The organism is Streptomyces sp. NPDC051664 (assembly GCF_044453545.1).
GTDB lineage: Bacteria > Actinomycetota > Actinomycetes > Streptomycetales > Streptomycetaceae > Streptomyces.
The window spans coordinates 1-17,454 of sequence record NZ_JBITCU010000063.1 but is presented as its reverse complement, the minus strand read 5'-3'; the positions used below and the strand labels follow the sequence as shown (position 1 = coordinate 17,454).

The following is a 17,454-nucleotide window of genomic DNA, read 5'->3' as shown; positions in this document are numbered from 1 at the left end:
ATGCGGGAGCCGACGGGCAGCTGGATGGTCACCTCGACGGATCCGGAGCTACCGAGGATCCGGTTCTTCGCCGGTGAGGCCTCGACCCGCAGCACACCGTCGCCGTATTCGACCGTGATCTGCACCGCCGCCTTCACGTCACGGCCCTTCGAGGCATCCGCAGGCAGCACCTCGACCACGGTATCGGCCCGATCGGCGGCGATGAACCGGAAGTGTCCCGCGGGGACGTTCAGGACGGCGAGATCGGGGCGGGGGTGTCGAACTTCTGCATCGTGCACTCCTCCTGTGCTCGTTGTTTCTGACACTCGCTGGCCACAGCGCAGACGCTCATCGGGGCTCAGGAGAACTCGCGGGTGTCGCACACTGCTCCAGCACGTCGAACGCCTCGCTGCGGAAATCCACCGCATATCCGCTCGCTCACGGCGCCGACGCCCGCTCCAACACGGTGACCGCACAGCCGTTCCGGGCCGACCGGTACGCCGGCGCCCGGCCGGCCAGCTCGTGCCCGAGGTCAACTCCCGCTTGGTCAAGCCCACTCCCCGTCCCATGCCGCAGCGGTGCCTGCGGTGCGGCTGGCAACAGCCTGAACGGGCGCCGATCGATGATCAACGGCGAAGTCGGCAAGGCTGCGTTGCCCGCTGAGTCATCGATACGCGTTGTGTCACCGCAGCGATGACCGCTAGGTTCACGATCAGGAGGGGACATGGAACTGCGCGACATCGGGATATTCCTGACCCTGGCGGAGGAGCTGCACTTCGGACGCACCGCCGAGCGGCTGCACGTCACCCCGTCCCGGGTCAGTCACGCCATCAAGAAGCAAGAACGCCGCATCGGCGCCCCGCTCTTCGAGCGGACCTCACGAACGGTCCGCCTCACCCCGCTCGGCCAGCAGCTCCGGGACGACCTGCTGCCGGCCCACCAGCGGATCCAGCAGGCCGTCGACCGGGCCGCGGCTGAAGCGCGGACCGGCTCCGGCACGCTGCGCGCCGGCTGCACCACCCCCTGGTGCGCCGACCTCCTATTGCGGGCCGCCGATGTCTTCCGCGGCCGGCATGCCGGGTGGACCGTGCGTGTCCGGGAGATTCAGTTCAACGACCTGTTCGGCCCGCTGCACCGCGACGAACTCGACCTCCAGCTCATTGAATTCCCCGTGCATGAAGCCGGCACCGCGGCGGGACCGGTGCTGTTCCGCGAGCGCCGGGCCCTGATGGTCCCGGCCGGCCACACCCTGGCCCGCCGCGAGAGCGTGTCGCTGGAGGACCTGGCCGACGTGCCGCTGATCACCCTGGACTACAAGCTCCCGAAACCGGTGGCGGACATCCACTTTCCCCCTCGTACGCCGATGGGCCGCCCCATCCCCCGCGGGCCTTCCTACACTTTCTGGCCCGAGGTCCCCGCTCTGGTCGCCGCCGGCCTCGGCGCCTCCATCGTGGCGGCGCGTGCCGCCCGCTACCACGACCGGCCCGGCATCGCCTTCATCCCCTTCCGGGACGGGCCGACCCTGGAGTACGGCGTGCTGTTGAACGCCGACAAGCAGGCTCCGCTCGTTCCGGCGTTCGTCGACCTGCTCCGCGAGCTCGCCGACGCGGACGGCGGTGAGTGAGCATCGAACTGCGAGATATCGAGATCTTCCTGACGCTGGCGGAGGAGCTGCACTTCGGGCGTACCGCCGAGCGGCTGCACGTCACTCCGTCCCGGGTCAGCAACGCCATCAAGAAGCAAGAACGCCGCATCGGCGCCCCGCTCTTCGAGCGGACCTCACGAACGGTCCGCCTCACCCCGGCCGGTGAGCAACTCTCCCAGGCCCTCCGGCCGGCCTATCGGCAGATTCTCGCCGGGATCGAGGAGGTGTCGGCGTCCGTCCGCGGCTCGGGCGGCATGCTCACTCTCGGTACCATGGGTCCGCAGAGCTGGATGATCCGCGACATCGTCGCACGGTTCCAGACCCGTCATCCGACCGTGCGGCTGGTCCACAGCGAGCTGAACCCCGTCGATCCTCTCACGCCGCTACGGTCGGGCGAGATCGACGTGGCCCATGTGTGGCTGCCGGTGCACGAGCCCGGCATCACCGTCGGCCCGGTCACCCACACCTCGCCGATCGTGCTCATCATGGCCGCCACCCACCCGTACGCCGACCGCGAGTCGGTCTGCCTGGAGGACTACGGTGAGCTGACCTTCCTGGCCCACCGGTCGCCGGTCCCGTCCTCCATGGAGGAGGTCTTCCAACCCTTCCATACCCCATCGGGACGCCGCATCGCCCGCGGCCCGAAGGTCGCCAACTGGGACGACCAGCTCAAGGTGGTCAGCTCCGGACAGGCCGTCGCCGCCGCCGTCGCCGAGGCCGCCCGCTTCTACCCCTGGCCCAATCTGGCGTACCTCCCCGTCCGCGATGCGGCGCCCTGCCGCTGGGCTTTCGCCTGGCGCACCGACAACCACAACCCCCTGACTCGCGCCCTCGCCGAGACCGCCACCGAGGAATGACCATCGACTCGCACGTCGGTCGCACCGCCGAGCGGCTACATGTGTGCAGTTGCGCGGGTGAGTGAGGGAGAGCAGGCTGCATCCTTCCGTAACTGGCGGGTCCCCGGCGAGGGTTGGTGAGGCACTCGGTACGTCGGCGAGTCCCCTGGCCTGTTCGACCGGGTCGGGTCCGGTCGGCTGTCGGTAGACGGGCCAGTCGCTGACCCAGGTGCGCACACCCATTACGTGTCCTCTCGGGCGGCCGTACTCCTGTCGACAGTCGCGGGCGTCCCTCCCAGCGTCATCTGCCGGGGCTCCCGCGGCGCGCGGAGCGTCAGGCGGACGGTTCGTCGGGCACGGGATGCCCCGGACGATTGCCGGAGTGCGGGGCGCCCCTCCGCCCGGTGCCGGCCTCGTCCGTATCGGGAATCTCCGGGTCGGGCTGCTCGTCGGCGGTGGAGTGAATCGAGGCGCCTGGTACGTCCCAGGGGTCCTCGTCGGCGGTGACCTGCTGATCTGGCAGGTCCCTCGGTATCGGCTCGGGTGTCGGCCCCTCGCTGTTCCCAGGGGCTTCCAGGCGGTGCTCGCTCACGTCGTTCTCGCTTCCTCGCACTGGGGGTGGCGTGTGGCGCGAGTACCCGGGCGGCCGACGAGTATGCCGGCGATCGGGGCCCCGCGCCGAGCCTGGTCGGTGCGCAGCGCATTGAGGAGTTCCTTCTCGGTCGTGCGCGACCGCCCTCGGTCCCGGCCCTCTGCGCCTCTGCGCCTCTGCGCCTCTGCGCCTCTGCGGGGAGGCGTCCTCGGTGCGCTCCTCCTGCGCGCCTACTTGGCCGGCCCGGCGGCGACCGCGCCTGTCAGGAAGCCCCCGCGCTGTTGGCGATCCTGGCTGCCTTCTCCTCGCGGCGCAGGGCCAGACAGGTCTTTTCATCCCCGATCCGAGGCGTGGGCACGGGCGTTCCTCCGCTTCCCTTCGCCTGGAGCTGCTTTGCTTCCAGTTGTTTCCCCTACGGCCGGGGAATGTCTGAAGCCCCACCGGGCACCGGATGAGCACGAGCCATGCACGACGACCACGAGGAGGCACCTTGCGCATCACAGCGTTTCCTGCGGCGGCCCGCCCTCCGGCCCTCGCATGACGGGAAGACGGCTGGGTAGCCTGGTCGCCGAAATCCTCGTGTGGCAAGTGTCGCTGTCGGCGCTTTGGCTGATGCTCATCAGCAGGCTCGAACCGCTGGAGGTGTTCGTCGGTCTGGCATGCGCACTGCTGGGGGCAGTCGCGGCCGTCGCGGCACGCCGGGCTGTGAGCGGCTGGTGAACGCATGGCTCGCCTGCGCATCCGTACTCCTGGTGGCAGGTCTCTTCCCTGTTGTGTGGGGTGTGGCGACCGGACCGCTCGGGCGCAGGGTCGTCGCCCAGAACTTCGGCACCTCGGTGGTCTGTCTGGTCATGCTGCTGCTCGCCCAGGGATACGACCGCCCCGCCTACACCGATCTCGCTCTGGTCCTCGCCGTGCTGGGCCCCGTCGGCACGCTCGTGTACGCACGGCTCCTCGCCGACGAACTGGGCGAGGCCCCGTCAAAGGCACAGCTGCCGACCGTACTGGCGGCCGCCGTCACCCTGCCGGTCGTGATCGCGTCGTGCGTGGCTGCCGGCCCGGGGCGGGCGGCAGTGAAACTTGTGGTCGTGGGAGTTCTGCTCGTCGCCGGAAACGTGATTTCCTCACGGACACTGTCCGGCGCCTACCTGGAGCCGAGCGAGGTCCGACGTGACTGACGGCCTCATCGTGATCTCTCTGTTCCTGGTCGCGACCACCGCGACCGCCGCCGTGGCGGTCCGTGACCCGGCTCGTCAGGCTCTGGTTCTCTCCGTGCTCGGTCTGACGCTCGCGGTGCTGTTCACCGTCCTCCAGGCACCGGACGTCGCCCTGTCGCAGCTGGCGGTGGGCTCGGCGCTGACCCCGTTGCTGATCGTCCTGTCTGTCCGGAAGGTGCGCCGCCGCGGGCAGCGCGACGAAGGCGGCCGATGAGCCGCAGACTACGGATGTGGATCCTGGCCGTGGGCTGCCTGGGCTTCGCCGCCATGTTCGGGGCGGCCTGCTTGCGGCTGCCGGGCTTCGGCGGTGACAGCCACCCCTACGGCGCCCGTGCCGTCCGGGCCGCGCTCGCCCACCGCACCGCCAATGTGATCTCGGCCGTCAACTTCGACCAGCGGGCCTTCGACACCCTGGGCGAGGAGACCATCCTCTTCGCAGCAGTGCTCGGCACCGTTGTGCTGCTACGACAGACCCGCGAAGAGCGTCAGGTGCCTCCCGAGCCGGTCCGTGTTGCGCTCCCCGTGAGGCGGTACGCACTGATCCTGCTGCCCGTCGCCCTCGTCGTCGGCCTCTATGTCGTCGCACACGGCCAGCTCAGTCCGGGCGGCGGGTTCCAGGGCGGGGTCGTCGTGGCGACCGCGGTCCACCTGCTCTACATCGGGGCCGACTACCGCGCGCTGGAGCGGATCCGCCCGGTCGGCGTGTACGAGGTCGGCGACGCGGTGGGCGAAGCGACGTATCTCGTGCTGGGCCTGGCGGGTCTCATCGCGGGTTCTTCGTTTCTGGCCAACACTCTGATGCCGTACGGAACGTTCAACACGCTCGCCTCGGGCGGATCGGTGCCCTTGTTGAACATGGCCGTCGGTATGGAAGTGGCGTGCGCCGTGGTGGTGCTGCTCGCCCGCTTCCTCGACCAGGCCGTGGAGATCGAGGAGGAAAGCGCGAAATGAGTTGGGGGACGAGCTCGTCATGATGTCGGTATTGCCGTATCTGGTCGCCGGCTGGATCTTCCTGGCCGGGTGTTACGGACTCGCCACCAGCCGCCACCTCGTTCATGCGGTGGGCTGCCTGGCGGTCTGCCAGTCCTCCACCTATGTGCTGCTGCTCGCCGTGGGCTATCGCGACGGCGGCACCGCACCCGTCTTCTCCGACCTGAAGCCAGGATCGAGACCGCTCGTCGACCCCGTCGTGCAGGCACTGGCCCTGACCGACGTGGTGGTCGGCGCCACCGTGACCGCTCTGCTGCTGGCCCTGGTGATACAGGTCGCCAAGCGACACGGCACGGTGAACCCCGACGAATTGACCGAGCTGCGCGGATGAGCCATCTGCTGCCCCTGGTCGTCGCATTGCCTCTGATGGGAGCCGCCGTGCTGGTGGCCGCCGGACGGCGTCTGCCCCGCATCGCCGCCGAGTCGATCGGCTGCACCGTGGCCGTGGCCGCTGCCGGCCTGGCCATGGCGCTCCTCATCAACGCCTCGCCGAATGCTGTCGAATGGGTCGGCGGCTGGCGACCGAGCGGCGGCGAAGGTGTGGGCATCGTCCTGGTCGGCGACGTTCCCGGGGTGGGCCTGGCGGCACTGGTCTCGGTCCTGGTCGTCGCGGTACTCGTCTACTCCTGGCGCTACTTCGAGGAGCCACCGCATCGGCACGCCGGCAGCTTTCCGGCTCTGGTGCTGCTCTTCCAGGCGGGCATGTGCGGCTTCGCGCTCACGGGTGACCTCTTCAACGCCTTCGTCTTCTTCGAACTCATGAGCGTCGTGGCGTACGCCCTGACCGGCTATCGGGTGGAGGAAGCGAAGGCCGTTCAGGGCGCGCTGACATTCGGGGTGATCAACTCCCTTGGCGCGTACACCACGTTGACCGGGATCGTGCTGCTGTACGCCCGCACTGGTGAGCTCGGCATGCGGCAGATCGGGCAGCGGCTCGACGCACAGGGTGGGCCCGACGCACTGACCCTGTGCGCCTTCGTCCTGGTGCTGACGGGTCTCCTCACCAAGGCGGCCGCCGTCCCGTTTCACTTCTGGCTGCCCGACGCACACGCCGTCGCGCCGACCCCGGTCTGCATGCTGCTGTCCGGGGTCATGGTCGAACTCGGCGCGTACGGTGTGTGGCGGGTGTACTACACGATCTTCGCCGGGCCCGGTGGCATCCCCGCACCGGACGCTGAGCGCGCCCTGGTGACGCTCGGCGTGCTGACCGCGCTGATCGGCGCGGTGATGTGCTGGCAGCAACGGCACGTGAAGCGACTCCTTGCCTATTCGACGGTCGCCCACACCGGGCTCTTCCTCATCGGAATCGGCCTCCTGCGCCCCGAGGCCACCGGAGGGATCGCGCTCTACATCCTGGGCCACGCGGGGGCGAAGGCCGCCCTGTTCGCCTGCGTGGGCATCCTCCTCGACCGGTACGGGAGTGTCGACGAACACGAACTGTTCGGTCGCGCAAAGGAGTTGCGCTGGGTCGGCGTCCTGTTCGCGACCGGTGCGCTGGCGCTGTCCGGGCTGCCCCCATTCGGCACGGGTCTCGGCAAAGCGGTCACGGAAGAAGCTGCGGGCGGGCTCCTCGCCGTGGTGTTCGTCGTCGTCTCCGCAGTCACCGCGGGAGCGGTGCTCCGGGTCGCCGCACGGGTGTTCCTCGGCGCCGGGAAGCGACCCGAGGCCGAACCGGAAGACGAAACGAAGGGTGATGAGGAGGAGCCGGAGACCAAGGGCCGTATCGGCCGGGTGCCCATGACGATGACCGGGGTCCCCACCGCACTGCTCGTCGGAGCTGTCGCGGCCGGTCTGGCCCCATGGCTTGCCACGTCCGTGGGCGACGCGTTCGGCGCCCATCATGCACCTCACTGGACTCCGGCCGGGACGATCTTCGGGTTCGTCTCCGCTGCACTCGCCGTGGGCTTGGCCGCAGCAGCCGTACATGGCCCCGCCCATCAGGAAGCTCAGAGCTGGACGACGCCGCTTCGGCGCATGCACTCGGGGCACATCGGCGACTACGTGGTCTGGCTCCTGGCCGGCACAACCCTCATCGGCGCGCTCGCATTGCCCGGCATCCTTACGGGATGAGCCGAGCTCTGGGCGTCGGCACGGTGTTGTCCGCCTCCTCCGACGCCATCGTCGGCAACGCGCCGGTGAAGAACGCCGGTGTGGCGGGTGGCCCGCCGGCCACCGCCCTGCAGACTGGCGGCGCGCTGGGTACCTCCGTACCTGTCTCCCTGATCAGCCCTCGAGTGGGGGGTCCACCCTCATCGGGGAGCTGACCTGGGCGGGCGTTCCCCCGGCCACAGGACGCCCTCGCCGGCGTGCGGCGAACGGAGCGAGGAGCCTTGAACCCGTAGTTCAATCCAGTGCGCCTTGGGGCTCCTTCGCGCACGGGGAGATCGCAGAGTACGTGCCCCACGGCCTGTCGAGGGCCGAGAGCATCCGTCCTCTTGCGGGCGCCGCACTCGCAAGGATCCGGGGAGGGTCGGGTCACGGCGTCAGTGCCGGTCCGGGCCCGTTGGGCGCGGACCGGCACTCGCGGGTCGATCGATCCCGTCAGTGGCCGTGGCCACCGCCGTGGTCGCCGTGGCCGACGATCGTCCACGGGCGCATCAGGTCGTCGTCTTCGTGTTCGAGAATGTGGCAGTGGTGGATGTATGTCGCCGGGAACTCGGTGCCGCTGCCCGGAATCGACGCGATCGTACTCGTCGGCGGAGTGAATTCCTCAATGATGATTCTGGTCACCGTCTCCGGATAGGATTTGAACGTGTCCTTGTTGGACCGTGCTTCGTCCGGGTCCGGCGGAATCGGTGGACCGGTGAAATAGTTCTCCAGCACCGGCAGGTCCTTCGGTTTGCGGCCACCGTCAATCCACTTTTCGTAATCCGCCTGGTATTCGACCGCGTCGATCGGCTGCCTGTCCAGCACCTGGAAGTTTACGAGGTGAACATGCATCGGGTGGGCGTCGTGGTTGGGATTGATGTACTCCCAGATCTCGGACGAGCCCTCCTCGATGAAGTCCACGGACGGCGCCTCGAACGGCATCGCGTTGAACGTCATGGTCCTGAAGAGCTTGTGCTGGTACGTAACCCATTGCCGCCGACGGGTGTGCGGTCTCGGCTTGACAGGTGCGACCTTCGGCAGCCTGAGTTCCTTGGGCGGCCTCGTCCTGTCCGTGCCTCCGGACAATGGTTCGGTGACCTGGAACTCCATGATTTCCCGGATTTCCGGTCCTTCGCCGGGCATACCCGGGTAGTGGACCGGCGCATGGTAGTTCGTCAATCTGACCTTCGTACCCATGGGCACCTGACTGAAGTCGACGATCAGGTCGTAGCGCTCGGCCGGCGAGATCAGGAAGTTCAGCATTTGCAGCGGAGCACGGAAGCCGCCGTCGGTGCCGATCAGCCAGAACGGCAGTGTGGGCTGGGGCAGTACGTCCTTGGGATAGACGTCGAACCTCAGCCGCCAGAAACGCTCGTTCGAAGCGTTGAGGATGCGCAGCCGGTAGCGTCGTCGCTCGACGGCCAGGAATGGGTACGCCTTTCCGTTGACGACCGGGGTGTCCTCGCCTTCCCTCAGGGTCATGGTGTAGGCGAGCGAGCCGTCCGGGTTGAAAGTCCGGTCCTGCAGGATGAGCGGGACCTCGAATTCGCCTCGCGGCAGCCCGAGCCGCTCGTCGGCAGGGTCACTGACGCGCCAGAGACCGGCAAGGCCCGCATAGACGTTGAGGCTGGTCATCCCCATGCCGTGATCGTGATACCAGAGCATGCACGAACGGTCGTGGTTCGTGTAGCCGTAGATCGCTTCGTTTCGTTCGACCCGGCCCGGTTCCAGAGTGGTGTAGTGCTCGGCGTGGATGCCGTCCGGGCTGAACGACTGCATCGGCATGCCGTCGGACTGTGGCGCTGTGAAACCGCCGTGCTGGTGTACGACGTTCCACACGTTGACATTCGGGGGAAAAGGCAGAACCGGCTTGTAGGGAGGTGGAGGGGTCGGGGTGAGCTCGGAGCACCCGTTGCGAATGGCGTCGATCACGAACTGGAAGAGGTGGGTGGTCGGCAGCTCGTTGCGGTATTTGACGACCGTCGGGTGGTCCGTGGTCACGCTGATGGTCGGCCCGAGGTAGCCCATGCCGGTCGGCTTGTGAGGATCGTGCGGGTTGTTGGCCCAGTAACCCCACACGGTTGCCGGCCCGAGATCCCGGTGGAAGCGCCACGAGTCCTGCCGCATCGTGATCTCGTAGTAGTCGGCGCCCGGGTATGCAGAAGGATCCGGGACGGCTGTCAACGGCGTGGGGAGCGGGTCGACATACCTCTCCAGGGGAGGGGTGTGCGTGACCGGGATGTCCGGACACCCTGTCTGCCGAGCCGTCGCCGCGTACGCCGGCGCTCCCAGAACACCCGGTGGAAGCATGGCCGCACCTCCCACAGCACCGGCCTTGAGGAATTTCCTTCGCCCGAACATCGTCTCCAGCCTTCCATCGCCTCACGAAAACGTTAAAGGGATACAGGGCTGGCTCGGAACGTTGCTGCAGCACACCGGTCAGGTCTGTGAAAGACACTCATTGAGCCGATCTCAGCAGCAATTAGGCAGGCATCGGAATTGGAATCGAATTATCACCGCCAGTCTGAATAAAGATGAAACCATCTCACCTGGTGCGGCCGAAATCGTTCATCCCGTCCGCAGCCGCTCCCGCCGAACGGCGGCTTCCACCCCTCCGTGAACCAGCACCATGGTGCGCCATGCCACTTCCGGCCGATCGTGCCACCGCCGTGGGCGCGGAAGTCCTTCAGCTTCGCGGCGAGGGTCTCGAAGATCTCCGCGCGGTCCATGGTGATGTCGAAGGTGAGCTCCGCGCCCGAAACCACCGATAGCAGCGCCTCGTGGACCGAGACGGCGCTCAGCTCCTCGGTCGGCAACGGGCCCAAGACGGTGTTCACGGTGTTGCTCTTGACGCTCAGGCCTGCCCATGTAGCGAGGGTGAGGCAATCATGCGGGACCGGCGGTGCCCGGGACGCAATGCGTTCCGGGCACCTTCGTCTTCTGCGGCCCTGGGGTCGAGAGCGACCCACGCACGGAGAGTCACTCTCATAAATGACCGCTGGCCTCCCGTGAGCACACGCGAGACTGGTGACCGCGGTCACCACCGTGACCGCCAACCCGCGCCTTTCGCCGTGGCGGAACGCTTGACCCTGGGGACGCCGCGCTCCACCATCAGTCCATGATCGCACTGGCTGGTCCGCCGCCCTTCATATTCGGATTCATGCTGGTCGTCAGTCTGGTGTTTCTCTTCCTCGGCGCCTTCTATCTCTCCCCGTGAGGCTCAGCCTGGGCCCGCAGCCAGGCCGAGAAGGCGCGTGCGCGTCGACTCGCGCGTGCGCGCCGAGTCGCGCCGGCCCCTGGTTGGTCGACATGGACACACGGTCGCGAAGCGCAGCTCACCCGGTTCCTCGGGCTCGTTTGGGTAATCGCCGGCTCGGTCATCGCCCTTGTCTGCATCCTCGTGCTCGCTCTCGGTTGAGTGAGGCCTTACAGGGGCCAGCGGCACGGCGACGGCGATCCAGCTGAGGTCGGGTAGCCGGGACCCGGGTACCCGACCTCACCAGCCTGGCTTGCCGATCCGGTTCGGGAACAGGTACTGAAGCGCGTCCCTCCAGTAGGGGGATTCGCTGATGGAGCCAGCGCGGTGCTCGCATCTAAAAATCAAACACACTTACTATTCCAATGTGCCTATGTACGACTTTCCTGAGGACCTGCGCGACGCCCAGCTCGCGCTGCACCGGACCCGTGCCGCGTACGAGCAGTACGCCGCCAGCCTGCCGTGGTCGGCCGAACCGTTGCCCAGCTGGGAGAGCGAGAGGCAGCCGTACACGAGCTTCCGCTCGGGCAAGGCCGACAGCCCCGGGTACACGGCGGAGCAGGCGACGGAGGTGGTCCGGTATCAGGCGGAGCTGGTCCGGCTGAGCATCGAAGTGTCGACGCACCCGTACTGGTCGACACTCGAAGGTGGTGTGGTGGCAGCCAGGATGGCGCTCAACATGCCCACGAGCAGCCCGCAGACAAGGCGGCGTGACCATGTCGGACCCCGGCTCCATATCCGACCTGGACAAGAACCGAAGCCTGGCCGCGTGGCTGGAGTGGCAGCTGCGCCAGACCCGGAACCAGATCCGCGAGCTGGAGATCCAGGAAGAGCAGGAACGGCGGCGTCGGGAGCGGGCCCGGGCCGAGCAGTCTGCGAAGACCGCGATTCGCTACACGGACTCCGCGCGGGTGCTGCTGGAACAGGCCGCTGAACAACAACTTCGATGAAACCTGCTCGACCAGACGCACGATGAAGGCAATCATGAGCGAGTGACCTCGACCGAAGCAGCAGCAACCGCTCTACAGGACCATGCCGTCCTCTGGAGCATGGGCGAGATCCGCGCAACCGACGTCGTCACTGCTGCCTGTGATGCACTCATTGCCGGCCTCGACAGTCCTGCCCTGCGGATCTTGGCCGCGTGCACAAGCGCGGAGGCGGATTACGAGGTCCCCGACCTCCTTCCACCGGCACTCGACGAACTGGGCCTCACCTTCCACCCAGCGGGCAGCGTTGCCGGACAAGAAGCCGCCGCGCGAGCACTTGCCGCCCGGATGCTGGCCGGCGAGCTGACCCCACGCGCGCTGGCCTTCCGGATCCACCATCGTTTCGGGCACGATCTGCCTCTGGTTGAACGACTCGCCAACCTGGACGACGATTACGACGTCCTCGAATACGGCGACAGAACACAGGCGCAGGTCGACGCCGAGGTCACGACCGAAGCTCTTCGGCTTGCACAGCATCCTCGTGTTCCAACCGAACCCACGGGTCTACCGATCTGAAGCAGACCGGTGGACCCGTGGGTTCAAGCTGAAGGCCTTCGGTTTCCTTGAACCCATGGGGATCACGGGGTGCTGGTAAGAACCGTGTCACCAGCCGCAAACGGCAGTGATCAGTGCTGGAGGGTCAGGGCAGTTCGGCCGTGCTCGGGGAAGACGACACGGTATGCGGCTGAGATGTTGGCGCCGGGGTCGGGGATGTGGGCCCGCTGCGGTGAATCCACAGGAGGGCTCCTGCCAGCAGCGCTGTGCCTCCCAGCAGCCAGGGCAGCGGGCCTGAGGGAAGGGCGCCGATGATCAAGCCGGTGAGAGCTCCCACCAGTTGCTGGGCGAGGGACTGGACGGACAGCGCGGTGGCACGACCCGAACTGGCGACACGGCGGTGCAGGAGGTCGTTCTCGCTCGGTCCCGCTATCCCGAGCCCGAGGTAGACCAGGCCGTACCCGATGGCCGCGAGGACCGTGGAGCCCACTGTCGTGACGGCTGCAGTGGCCCCGAGCAGAAGCAGGCCGCTCGCGCTGGTGCCGAGGCTCACCATGACTGCACGCTCGCCACTGCCCGCAAGCCGGGCGGCCAGCGGTGCGAGGTGGCTGCCGATCCCGGAGCAGACGAATCCAGCGCAGGCGAGTGCAGCGAAGAGCACCGCCCCCGACTCCGATGCGCCGGTGAGCGTTGCGGCACGGCCCGGCGTGAGCAGTTCGATCGCGGCCAGGGCGCTGCCGGCGGCCGCTGCGGTGAGGAGTACCCGACGGACCAGCGCGTCGCGGCCCCCCAACCGCAGTCCGCCCATGACGGTGGCCGGGATGCCTCGGAGTACCTCGCGCACTCTGGTCCTTGGCCGGGGCGGCTCGGGCAGAGCAGTCAAGACGTACAGGACGAAGGCGATCTCGACCGCCGCGCCCAGAAGCAGCGGGACGGAAAGGGGCAGCACCAGTTCGGAAGTTGCCTTGCTCATTCGGGCGCCGAGGTCGGGCCCGAGTCCGAGCAGCCAGGGAAGGGCACCGCCGAACAGGGTGCCCGTGGCGAGCGCGGCGGATGTCGCGGAGCCGCCGCGGGCCAGTCCGGTGCGCAGGTCTGCGCCGGGGCCGGAGTGCGCGTGGACGGTGTCGACGTACCAGGCTTCGGCAGGTCCGCTGGACAGGGCGCGGCCTGCGCCCATCAGGGCCATGCCGAGTCCGAGCAGCCAGGGAGCAGTGCCCAGGGCTTGGAGGGTTAAGGCGGCCAGGTTCAGAAGGCCGGCGGCGGCCAGCACAACACGGCGTCCCAGGACGTCGGACAGCCCTCCGGTGGGCAGTTCCAGCGCGGCGGCTGTGAGGGAGTGCGCGGCGAAGAAGCCCGCGATGGCCATCATGGCCATGCCTCGCTCGGTGAACAGCAGGATCAGCGGAGCGATAGTCAGCCCCAGCGGCAGCCAGAACAGAACGCAGACCGTGACGTAGCGGCGGCATGCGGTGCGTATGTCCAGCGGCCCGGTCATGACGCGTCCTGGGCATCTGTCCCCGCCTGGGCAGAGGTGTCCGCCTCAGCGCCGGCGTCGCGCGGAGCCAGGGGCAGCCCGGCGGTGAGGAACATGACCTGCACTGCGCGCGGATCCCCCGCATCGCGGGTGGTCAGTTCCTCCAGCTTCCGGTCGAGCACCTCACAGAGCTCGGTGAGCGACTCGGGGGTCAGACGGGGCATCAAGTCGCCGATCCCGGAAGGCTCCACCCACTCCTGGCCCAGCCGCCCGTCTGCGATGTCGGCCTCGTGCCGAGCGAGAGAAGCCTCCAGGTGCTCGATCTGAGCCCTGCGGGACAAGCTGACATAGGCGCGGCTGCCCGGCGTGGCTTGCATTGCCTTGTTGCTCCAGGAGGTCAGGGAGTGCACCGCCTGCCAGCGGCGCTCCCGCCCGTCACGGTGCTCGGCCTCGGAGACGAACGCGTACTTCGCCAGCACCCGCAGGTGATAGCTGGTGGAAGCGGATGACTCACCGGTCTTGACCCCGAGTTCACTCGCGGTGGCCGGGCCGTCCTGCCGCAGCATCCCGAGCAGCCGGATACGAAGCGGGTGCGTGAGTGCCTTCAAGGCTGCTGCGTCCTGCTCGGGATCGAGTACGCGTTTCTGCTCTTCGCTGACCATGACGGGAGAGTAGGGCGAACCAGGGACTTTCCAAAAGTATTTTTGCAGAACTTCTTTTGGAAAGTTGGCCGGCAGTCCGTGTCACCGGCACCACGTCGGTGACGGGGCTGGACAAGATCACCACCGCTTACGGCTGGTGACAAGGGCCTTACCGGCACCCCATTACGGGCCCGGCGGAGACTTCGCGTCGGATAAGCTCTCCTTATCCGACGCGACAAAACCGGACATGACAGCGGGTCAGAGCGGCCCGGCAGGAGGGGGATCCACCGTCATGGCACACGGCATCACCGAGGACGACGACGCGACCGCGCGCGCGTTCATCGCGTACTACCTCCACGACGTCACCGCGAGCGCCGCCGAGGACGGCCACCCCGCCCTCATCAAGACCGCGGCCGCCGAACGCACCGCGTGGGAGGAGCAAGGCCGCCTGGAGGGCAGGACCTCGATGCTCATCAACCGCTGGGCCCTGCAGAACGCGGTCAGGACCGGACAGGACGCTGTTGCCGGGCGAGCCGCCCATGCCGACTTCGAGCGGGCCAAGGCCGACCAGAAGGCCGTGGCCCGCTGGCTCGCCGCCCACGGCTACCGCGCCGCGGCGCACCCGGGCCAGCCGTGAGCGCCCTCGACGCGGGCACCGCCGCCGACATCGACGAGCCGGCCACCGCGGTGGTGCCCGCTCCGGTGGCCGCCGACGAGCGCCAGGTGCTCGTCGAGCGGTGGGCCGAGCGGCACGGTATCGATGCCGCCCGGCGCCTCGCCGAGGCCGAGGATCTCGCCGCCGAGATCACCCCGGACAACACCCTCGACACCTACGCGAAGTCCTGGCGGGTGTGGGAACGGTTCTGTGCCGCCACCGGCCTGCCCGCCTCCGAGGGCGGCCGCGGCTCCCTGGTCGCGTTCGTGACCTGGATGCTGCGCGAGGGCCGGCGCAACGGGCGCGGCTACGCCCCCAGTTCCGCCGGCACGCACCTGGCGGCCGCGGTCGTCGGCCTGCGCGAGCGCGGGGTCACGGTCAGCGGCGACGACCAGGGCGAGGCCCGCAAGGCGCTGGAGGGCCTGGCGGTGAAGCTGCTTCAGGCCGGGGAGCGGCGCGGCCGCGGCCAGGCGGTCGGCGCCGACGTCGACGGGCTGTACGCGATTGCCCGCTCCTGCCCCGACACCCTCACCGGCGCCCGGGACAAGGCCCTGGTGCTCACCGGCTTCCACTACGCCTCGCGCTCCCAGGATCCCGCTGGACTGCTGACCGGCGACGTCACCCTGCACCCGCGCGGCCTGGTCATCGCGGTGCTCACCGGCAAGACCAAGCACTCGGTGCGCAACGCGAAGCTCGCCTACGCCCAGGACCCGGCGGTCTGCCCGGTGCGGGCCTGGACCGCCTACCGCACCCGGCTGATCACCGAGCACGGCGAGCAGTGGGCCGACCCGTCGACCCCGGCGTTCGTCGGCATCGACCGGCACGGCCACATCACCGGCGGGCTGGTCCCCGACAGCGTCACCCGCGCCGTCAAACGGATCTCGAAGCGGGCCGGGGTCCCGATCCACTGGACCGGCCACTCGCTGCGCATCGGGCTCGCCTCCACCGCCCGCAAGCGCGGGCGCGACGGCATCGCCATCGCCGACCAGGGCGGCTGGGCCCGCCACTCCCGATCCCTGCTCGGCTACATGCAGCGCGAGGACGGCTGGGACGACAACGCCTCCGCCGGCCTCACCTGACCCCGGCCTCCGCCACAGAACCGTTGGCGTTGAACAACGCCGACGCGGTGTCGGGCAAGGCGGGCGAGGGGTCCTCCATTCGGCCCGCAGTGGTTGCTGTGGTGTGGAGACGGGGGTGGGCTGTCAGTGCGCCTGACGATGGCCACGGGCGCCATGAGGGGCGTTCCCCGCCGAACGCGTGGGGCCAGCCCCCGCCGACCTACAAGCGACTTGGAGAGTCCATGCAGTTCAAGCAGGGCGATCGTGTGGAGTACCGGAACCAGCAAGGCGAGGACATGCAGGGCCGGATCGAGCGTGCGGAGGGCCAGGGGCAACAGGCTAAGTACACCGTCAAGAACGAGAAGAACCAGCAGACAGAGCAGGTCGAGGAAGGCCGGATCGCACGGAAGCTGCAGTAACAGTCCTGCCGACGCGGCCGCCGTTGCACCGAACGAAGGTGCAACGGCGGCTGCTCGTGTTTCATCCCCAGCCCGAGAACCGCCAGACCTTCCGTGACACCGCAGGCCAGGGGTGCTCACCTGCGAAAAGGAACGCTCGTGGAACTCATGAGACCGTCCTACGCACGCGCGCGGGCCGGTATCGCGGTGAACTGACGACTCAGAAGTCACCTGATTCATCAGTAACCGAGATTCCCTGCCAGAAATTGACCCTCACGCCGTTGTGCGAGATGGCGCCCCCTGACCCGTCATGGGGCGCTGCCTGTGCCGTGCCAGCAGTGCTCACGGCAGCCACGAGAGCCATGGACGGTACGGCGATCAGAGCGGCCGCCCTGATCTGCATGATGGTCTTGCGCTTCATCGGCTCCCCTAAGAATTCGGTGCCGGGCGCGCGCCCGGTGTGTTCCTTAACGCTCTTGGTGCGATCCGGTCACAGTGGCCGTTGGCTATCGCGTTACCCGCAACCGCAGGCGCCAGCCCGCCTCGCTAGCGACACCGAGGTCTCCTTTCCAGCGAGCATCCGAAAGACGACCTGGCGGAACTTCTGAAGGACGGGGCAACCCCGGCCTGGCGCAAGGCCTACCGCGTGTACGCCGAGCGCGTTGAAGCGGCCCGAACCGAGGGCCGACAGGCACGGCGCTGTCTGCTGCCAAAGCGCCTGGGCCTGCGAAGAAGTCGACGATGTGGAACTGGCCTCGATCCGCGCCTAGTTCGGAGCCGGGGCGTCCCGCGTTGTGACAGCAAGCTCGCCCGACGGAGGGGTTGCTCGCCATGAGACGAAGTGACTCTTGCAGGTCAGAGCCCCTACGGGGCTCTTTCTTGAGTGAGCGTCACCAGAACGCAAAAAAGTCCGGTCGGGGCGGGCCCACGCGTTCTGCGTACTCTGCTGCCAGGACCTCACAAGAACGATGGGGAGTCCCAGTGCTGCACCCGAGCTTTGCCGGCAAGGTGCAGCTGAGGGACTCCCCGACGGTCGTGGCGGTCCGTGTCCTAGTAGGGCTTGGTCAGGTCGGTTGTGGTGGTGCGTGTCCTGGGGGTCCGGTGTGGCGTTGAGAGTGTGTGACTCCGGACGAGATTGCTGTGG

The 17,454-nt window shown here is 68.1% G+C and carries 19 protein-coding genes and 2 pseudogenes; 14 read left to right on the top strand and 7 right to left on the bottom strand.

Annotated features, from left to right (window positions below; genetic code table 11):
- A pseudogene (locus ACIA8E_RS40565) lies at positions 1 to 271 on the bottom strand (hypothetical protein); the annotation flags it as partial.
- A 432-nt stretch (positions 272 to 703) separates the two neighbouring features.
- Between ACIA8E_RS40565 and ACIA8E_RS40560 the strand changes: the two are divergent.
- Together ACIA8E_RS40560 and ACIA8E_RS40555 are read left to right on the top strand one after the other, a co-directional pair.
- Positions 704 to 1,603: a LysR family transcriptional regulator gene (locus ACIA8E_RS40560; RefSeq protein ID WP_399306894.1), complete on the top strand. Its 900-nt coding sequence runs from the start codon at positions 704 to 706 to the stop codon at positions 1,601 to 1,603.
- A complete protein-coding gene (locus ACIA8E_RS40555) occupies positions 1,600 to 2,481 on the top strand; it encodes a LysR substrate-binding domain-containing protein (RefSeq protein WP_399306891.1) in 882 nt (293 codons plus the stop codon). Before ACIA8E_RS40560 ends, ACIA8E_RS40555 begins: the two co-directional genes overlap by 4 nt.
- Before the next feature lie 313 nt (positions 2,482 to 2,794).
- On the opposite strand, the gene ACIA8E_RS40550 is transcribed toward ACIA8E_RS40555, so the two are convergent.
- The gene (locus tag ACIA8E_RS40550) at positions 2,795 to 3,052 is read right to left on the bottom strand and encodes a hypothetical protein (protein WP_399306888.1); all 258 of its coding nucleotides are present in this window, start codon (positions 3,050 to 3,052) and stop codon (positions 2,795 to 2,797) included.
- A 537-nt stretch (positions 3,053 to 3,589) separates the two neighbouring features.
- On the opposite strand from ACIA8E_RS40550, the gene ACIA8E_RS40545 reads away from it, so the two are divergent.
- The 7 genes and pseudogenes from ACIA8E_RS40545 to ACIA8E_RS40515 form a co-directional block, all read left to right on the top strand.
- The gene (locus ACIA8E_RS40545; RefSeq protein ID WP_399306887.1) at positions 3,590 to 3,772 is read left to right on the top strand and encodes a hypothetical protein; all 183 of its coding nucleotides are present in this window, start codon (positions 3,590 to 3,592) and stop codon (positions 3,770 to 3,772) included.
- Complete coding sequence (locus ACIA8E_RS40540) at positions 3,769 to 4,230, top strand: monovalent cation/H+ antiporter complex subunit F (RefSeq protein ID WP_399306884.1); 462 nt, start codon at positions 3,769 to 3,771, stop codon at positions 4,228 to 4,230. Before ACIA8E_RS40545 ends, ACIA8E_RS40540 begins: the two co-directional genes overlap by 4 nt.
- A complete protein-coding gene (locus ACIA8E_RS40535; RefSeq protein ID WP_399306882.1) occupies positions 4,223 to 4,483 on the top strand; it encodes a Na(+)/H(+) antiporter subunit B in 261 nt (86 codons plus the stop codon). The genes ACIA8E_RS40540 and ACIA8E_RS40535 overlap by 8 nt, the downstream gene beginning before the upstream one ends.
- Positions 4,480 to 5,220 carry an MnhB domain-containing protein gene (locus tag ACIA8E_RS40530; RefSeq protein ID WP_399306879.1) on the top strand — a complete coding sequence of 247 codons (741 nt, stop codon included), beginning with the start codon at positions 4,480 to 4,482 and terminating at the stop codon, positions 5,218 to 5,220. Before ACIA8E_RS40535 ends, ACIA8E_RS40530 begins: the two co-directional genes overlap by 4 nt.
- A 19-nt stretch (positions 5,221 to 5,239) precedes the next feature.
- Positions 5,240 to 5,590: a sodium:proton antiporter gene (locus ACIA8E_RS40525; protein ID WP_030932398.1), complete on the top strand. Its 351-nt coding sequence runs from the start codon at positions 5,240 to 5,242 to the stop codon at positions 5,588 to 5,590.
- Positions 5,587 to 7,329 carry a complex I subunit 5 family protein gene (locus tag ACIA8E_RS40520; RefSeq protein WP_399306876.1) on the top strand — a complete coding sequence of 581 codons (1,743 nt, stop codon included), beginning with the start codon at positions 5,587 to 5,589 and terminating at the stop codon, positions 7,327 to 7,329. The genes ACIA8E_RS40525 and ACIA8E_RS40520 overlap by 4 nt, the downstream gene beginning before the upstream one ends.
- Positions 7,330 to 7,334: 5 nt before the next feature.
- Positions 7,335 to 7,546: pseudogene (locus ACIA8E_RS40515) on the top strand (MFS transporter); the annotation flags it as partial.
- A gap of 254 nt (positions 7,547 to 7,800) precedes the next feature.
- Here the strand turns inward: ACIA8E_RS40515 and ACIA8E_RS40510 are convergent.
- Positions 7,801 to 9,279 (bottom strand): multicopper oxidase family protein, encoded by a 1,479-nt coding sequence (locus tag ACIA8E_RS40510; protein WP_399306873.1) that lies wholly within the window; start codon positions 9,277 to 9,279, stop codon positions 7,801 to 7,803.
- 581 nt (positions 9,280 to 9,860) lie between these two features.
- Positions 9,861 to 10,184: a hypothetical protein gene (locus ACIA8E_RS40505; protein ID WP_399306870.1), complete on the bottom strand. Its 324-nt coding sequence runs from the start codon at positions 10,182 to 10,184 to the stop codon at positions 9,861 to 9,863.
- A gap of 1,129 nt (positions 10,185 to 11,313) precedes the next feature.
- Between ACIA8E_RS40505 and ACIA8E_RS40500 the strand changes: the two genes are divergently transcribed.
- Positions 11,314 to 11,553, top strand: coding sequence for a hypothetical protein (locus tag ACIA8E_RS40500; protein ID WP_399306868.1), 240 nt, complete (start codon positions 11,314 to 11,316; stop codon positions 11,551 to 11,553).
- A 42-nt stretch (positions 11,554 to 11,595) separates the two neighbouring features.
- Positions 11,596 to 12,105, top strand: coding sequence for a hypothetical protein (locus tag ACIA8E_RS40495; RefSeq protein WP_399306866.1), 510 nt, complete (start codon positions 11,596 to 11,598; stop codon positions 12,103 to 12,105).
- A gap of 124 nt (positions 12,106 to 12,229) precedes the next feature.
- Here the strand turns inward: ACIA8E_RS40495 and ACIA8E_RS40490 are convergent, their stop codons facing one another.
- Together ACIA8E_RS40490 and ACIA8E_RS40485 are read right to left on the bottom strand one after the other, a co-directional pair.
- Positions 12,230 to 13,579: an MFS transporter gene (locus ACIA8E_RS40490; RefSeq protein WP_399306864.1), complete on the bottom strand. Its 1,350-nt coding sequence runs from the start codon at positions 13,577 to 13,579 to the stop codon at positions 12,230 to 12,232.
- Positions 13,576 to 14,220: an ArsR/SmtB family transcription factor gene (locus ACIA8E_RS40485; RefSeq protein ID WP_399306861.1), complete on the bottom strand. Its 645-nt coding sequence runs from the start codon at positions 14,218 to 14,220 to the stop codon at positions 13,576 to 13,578. Before ACIA8E_RS40485 ends, ACIA8E_RS40490 begins: the two co-directional genes overlap by 4 nt.
- A gap of 271 nt (positions 14,221 to 14,491) precedes the next feature.
- Between ACIA8E_RS40485 and ACIA8E_RS40480 the strand changes: the two genes are divergently transcribed.
- The 3 genes from ACIA8E_RS40480 to ACIA8E_RS40470 all read left to right on the top strand — a co-directional run bounded on the left by ACIA8E_RS40480 (position 14,492) and on the right by ACIA8E_RS40470 (position 16,331).
- The gene (locus ACIA8E_RS40480) at positions 14,492 to 14,836 is read left to right on the top strand and encodes a hypothetical protein (protein ID WP_399306858.1); all 345 of its coding nucleotides are present in this window, start codon (positions 14,492 to 14,494) and stop codon (positions 14,834 to 14,836) included.
- Positions 14,833 to 15,933 carry an integrase gene (locus ACIA8E_RS40475; RefSeq protein ID WP_399306855.1) on the top strand — a complete coding sequence of 367 codons (1,101 nt, stop codon included), beginning with the start codon at positions 14,833 to 14,835 and terminating at the stop codon, positions 15,931 to 15,933. Before ACIA8E_RS40480 ends, ACIA8E_RS40475 begins: the two co-directional genes overlap by 4 nt.
- 221 nt (positions 15,934 to 16,154) lie before the next feature.
- Complete coding sequence (locus ACIA8E_RS40470) at positions 16,155 to 16,331, top strand: hypothetical protein (RefSeq protein ID WP_399306852.1); 177 nt, start codon at positions 16,155 to 16,157, stop codon at positions 16,329 to 16,331.
- A 199-nt stretch (positions 16,332 to 16,530) separates the two neighbouring features.
- Here ACIA8E_RS40470 and ACIA8E_RS40465 read toward each other — a convergent pair whose 3' ends face one another.
- Complete coding sequence (locus ACIA8E_RS40465) at positions 16,531 to 16,731, bottom strand: hypothetical protein (RefSeq protein WP_399306850.1); 201 nt, start codon at positions 16,729 to 16,731, stop codon at positions 16,531 to 16,533.
- Positions 16,732 to 17,454 lie beyond the last annotated feature (723 nt).

What these genes read in the sequence shown, in the direction of transcription:
- ACIA8E_RS40560 (WP_399306894.1), top strand. Translation starts at nt 704, where the DNA reads ATGGAACTGCGCGACATCGGGATATTCCTGACCCTGGCGGAGGAGCTG.
- ACIA8E_RS40545 (WP_399306887.1), top strand. Translation starts at nt 3,590, where the DNA reads ATGACGGGAAGACGGCTGGGTAGCCTGGTCGCCGAAATCCTCGTGTGG.
- ACIA8E_RS40530 (WP_399306879.1), top strand. Translation starts at nt 4,480, where the DNA reads ATGAGCCGCAGACTACGGATGTGGATCCTGGCCGTGGGCTGCCTGGGC.
- ACIA8E_RS40525 (WP_030932398.1), top strand. Translation starts at nt 5,240, where the DNA reads ATGATGTCGGTATTGCCGTATCTGGTCGCCGGCTGGATCTTCCTGGCC.
- ACIA8E_RS40520 (WP_399306876.1), top strand. Translation starts at nt 5,587, where the DNA reads ATGAGCCATCTGCTGCCCCTGGTCGTCGCATTGCCTCTGATGGGAGCC.
- ACIA8E_RS40490 (WP_399306864.1), bottom strand. Translation starts at nt 13,579, where the DNA reads ATGACCGGGCCGCTGGACATACGCACCGCATGCCGCCGCTACGTCACG.
- ACIA8E_RS40485 (WP_399306861.1), bottom strand. Translation starts at nt 14,220, where the DNA reads ATGGTCAGCGAAGAGCAGAAACGCGTACTCGATCCCGAGCAGGACGCA.
- ACIA8E_RS40480 (WP_399306858.1), top strand. Translation starts at nt 14,492, where the DNA reads ATGGCACACGGCATCACCGAGGACGACGACGCGACCGCGCGCGCGTTC.
- ACIA8E_RS40470 (WP_399306852.1), top strand. Translation starts at nt 16,155, where the DNA reads ATGCAGTTCAAGCAGGGCGATCGTGTGGAGTACCGGAACCAGCAAGGC.
- ACIA8E_RS40465 (WP_399306850.1), bottom strand. Translation starts at nt 16,731, where the DNA reads ATGAAGCGCAAGACCATCATGCAGATCAGGGCGGCCGCTCTGATCGCC.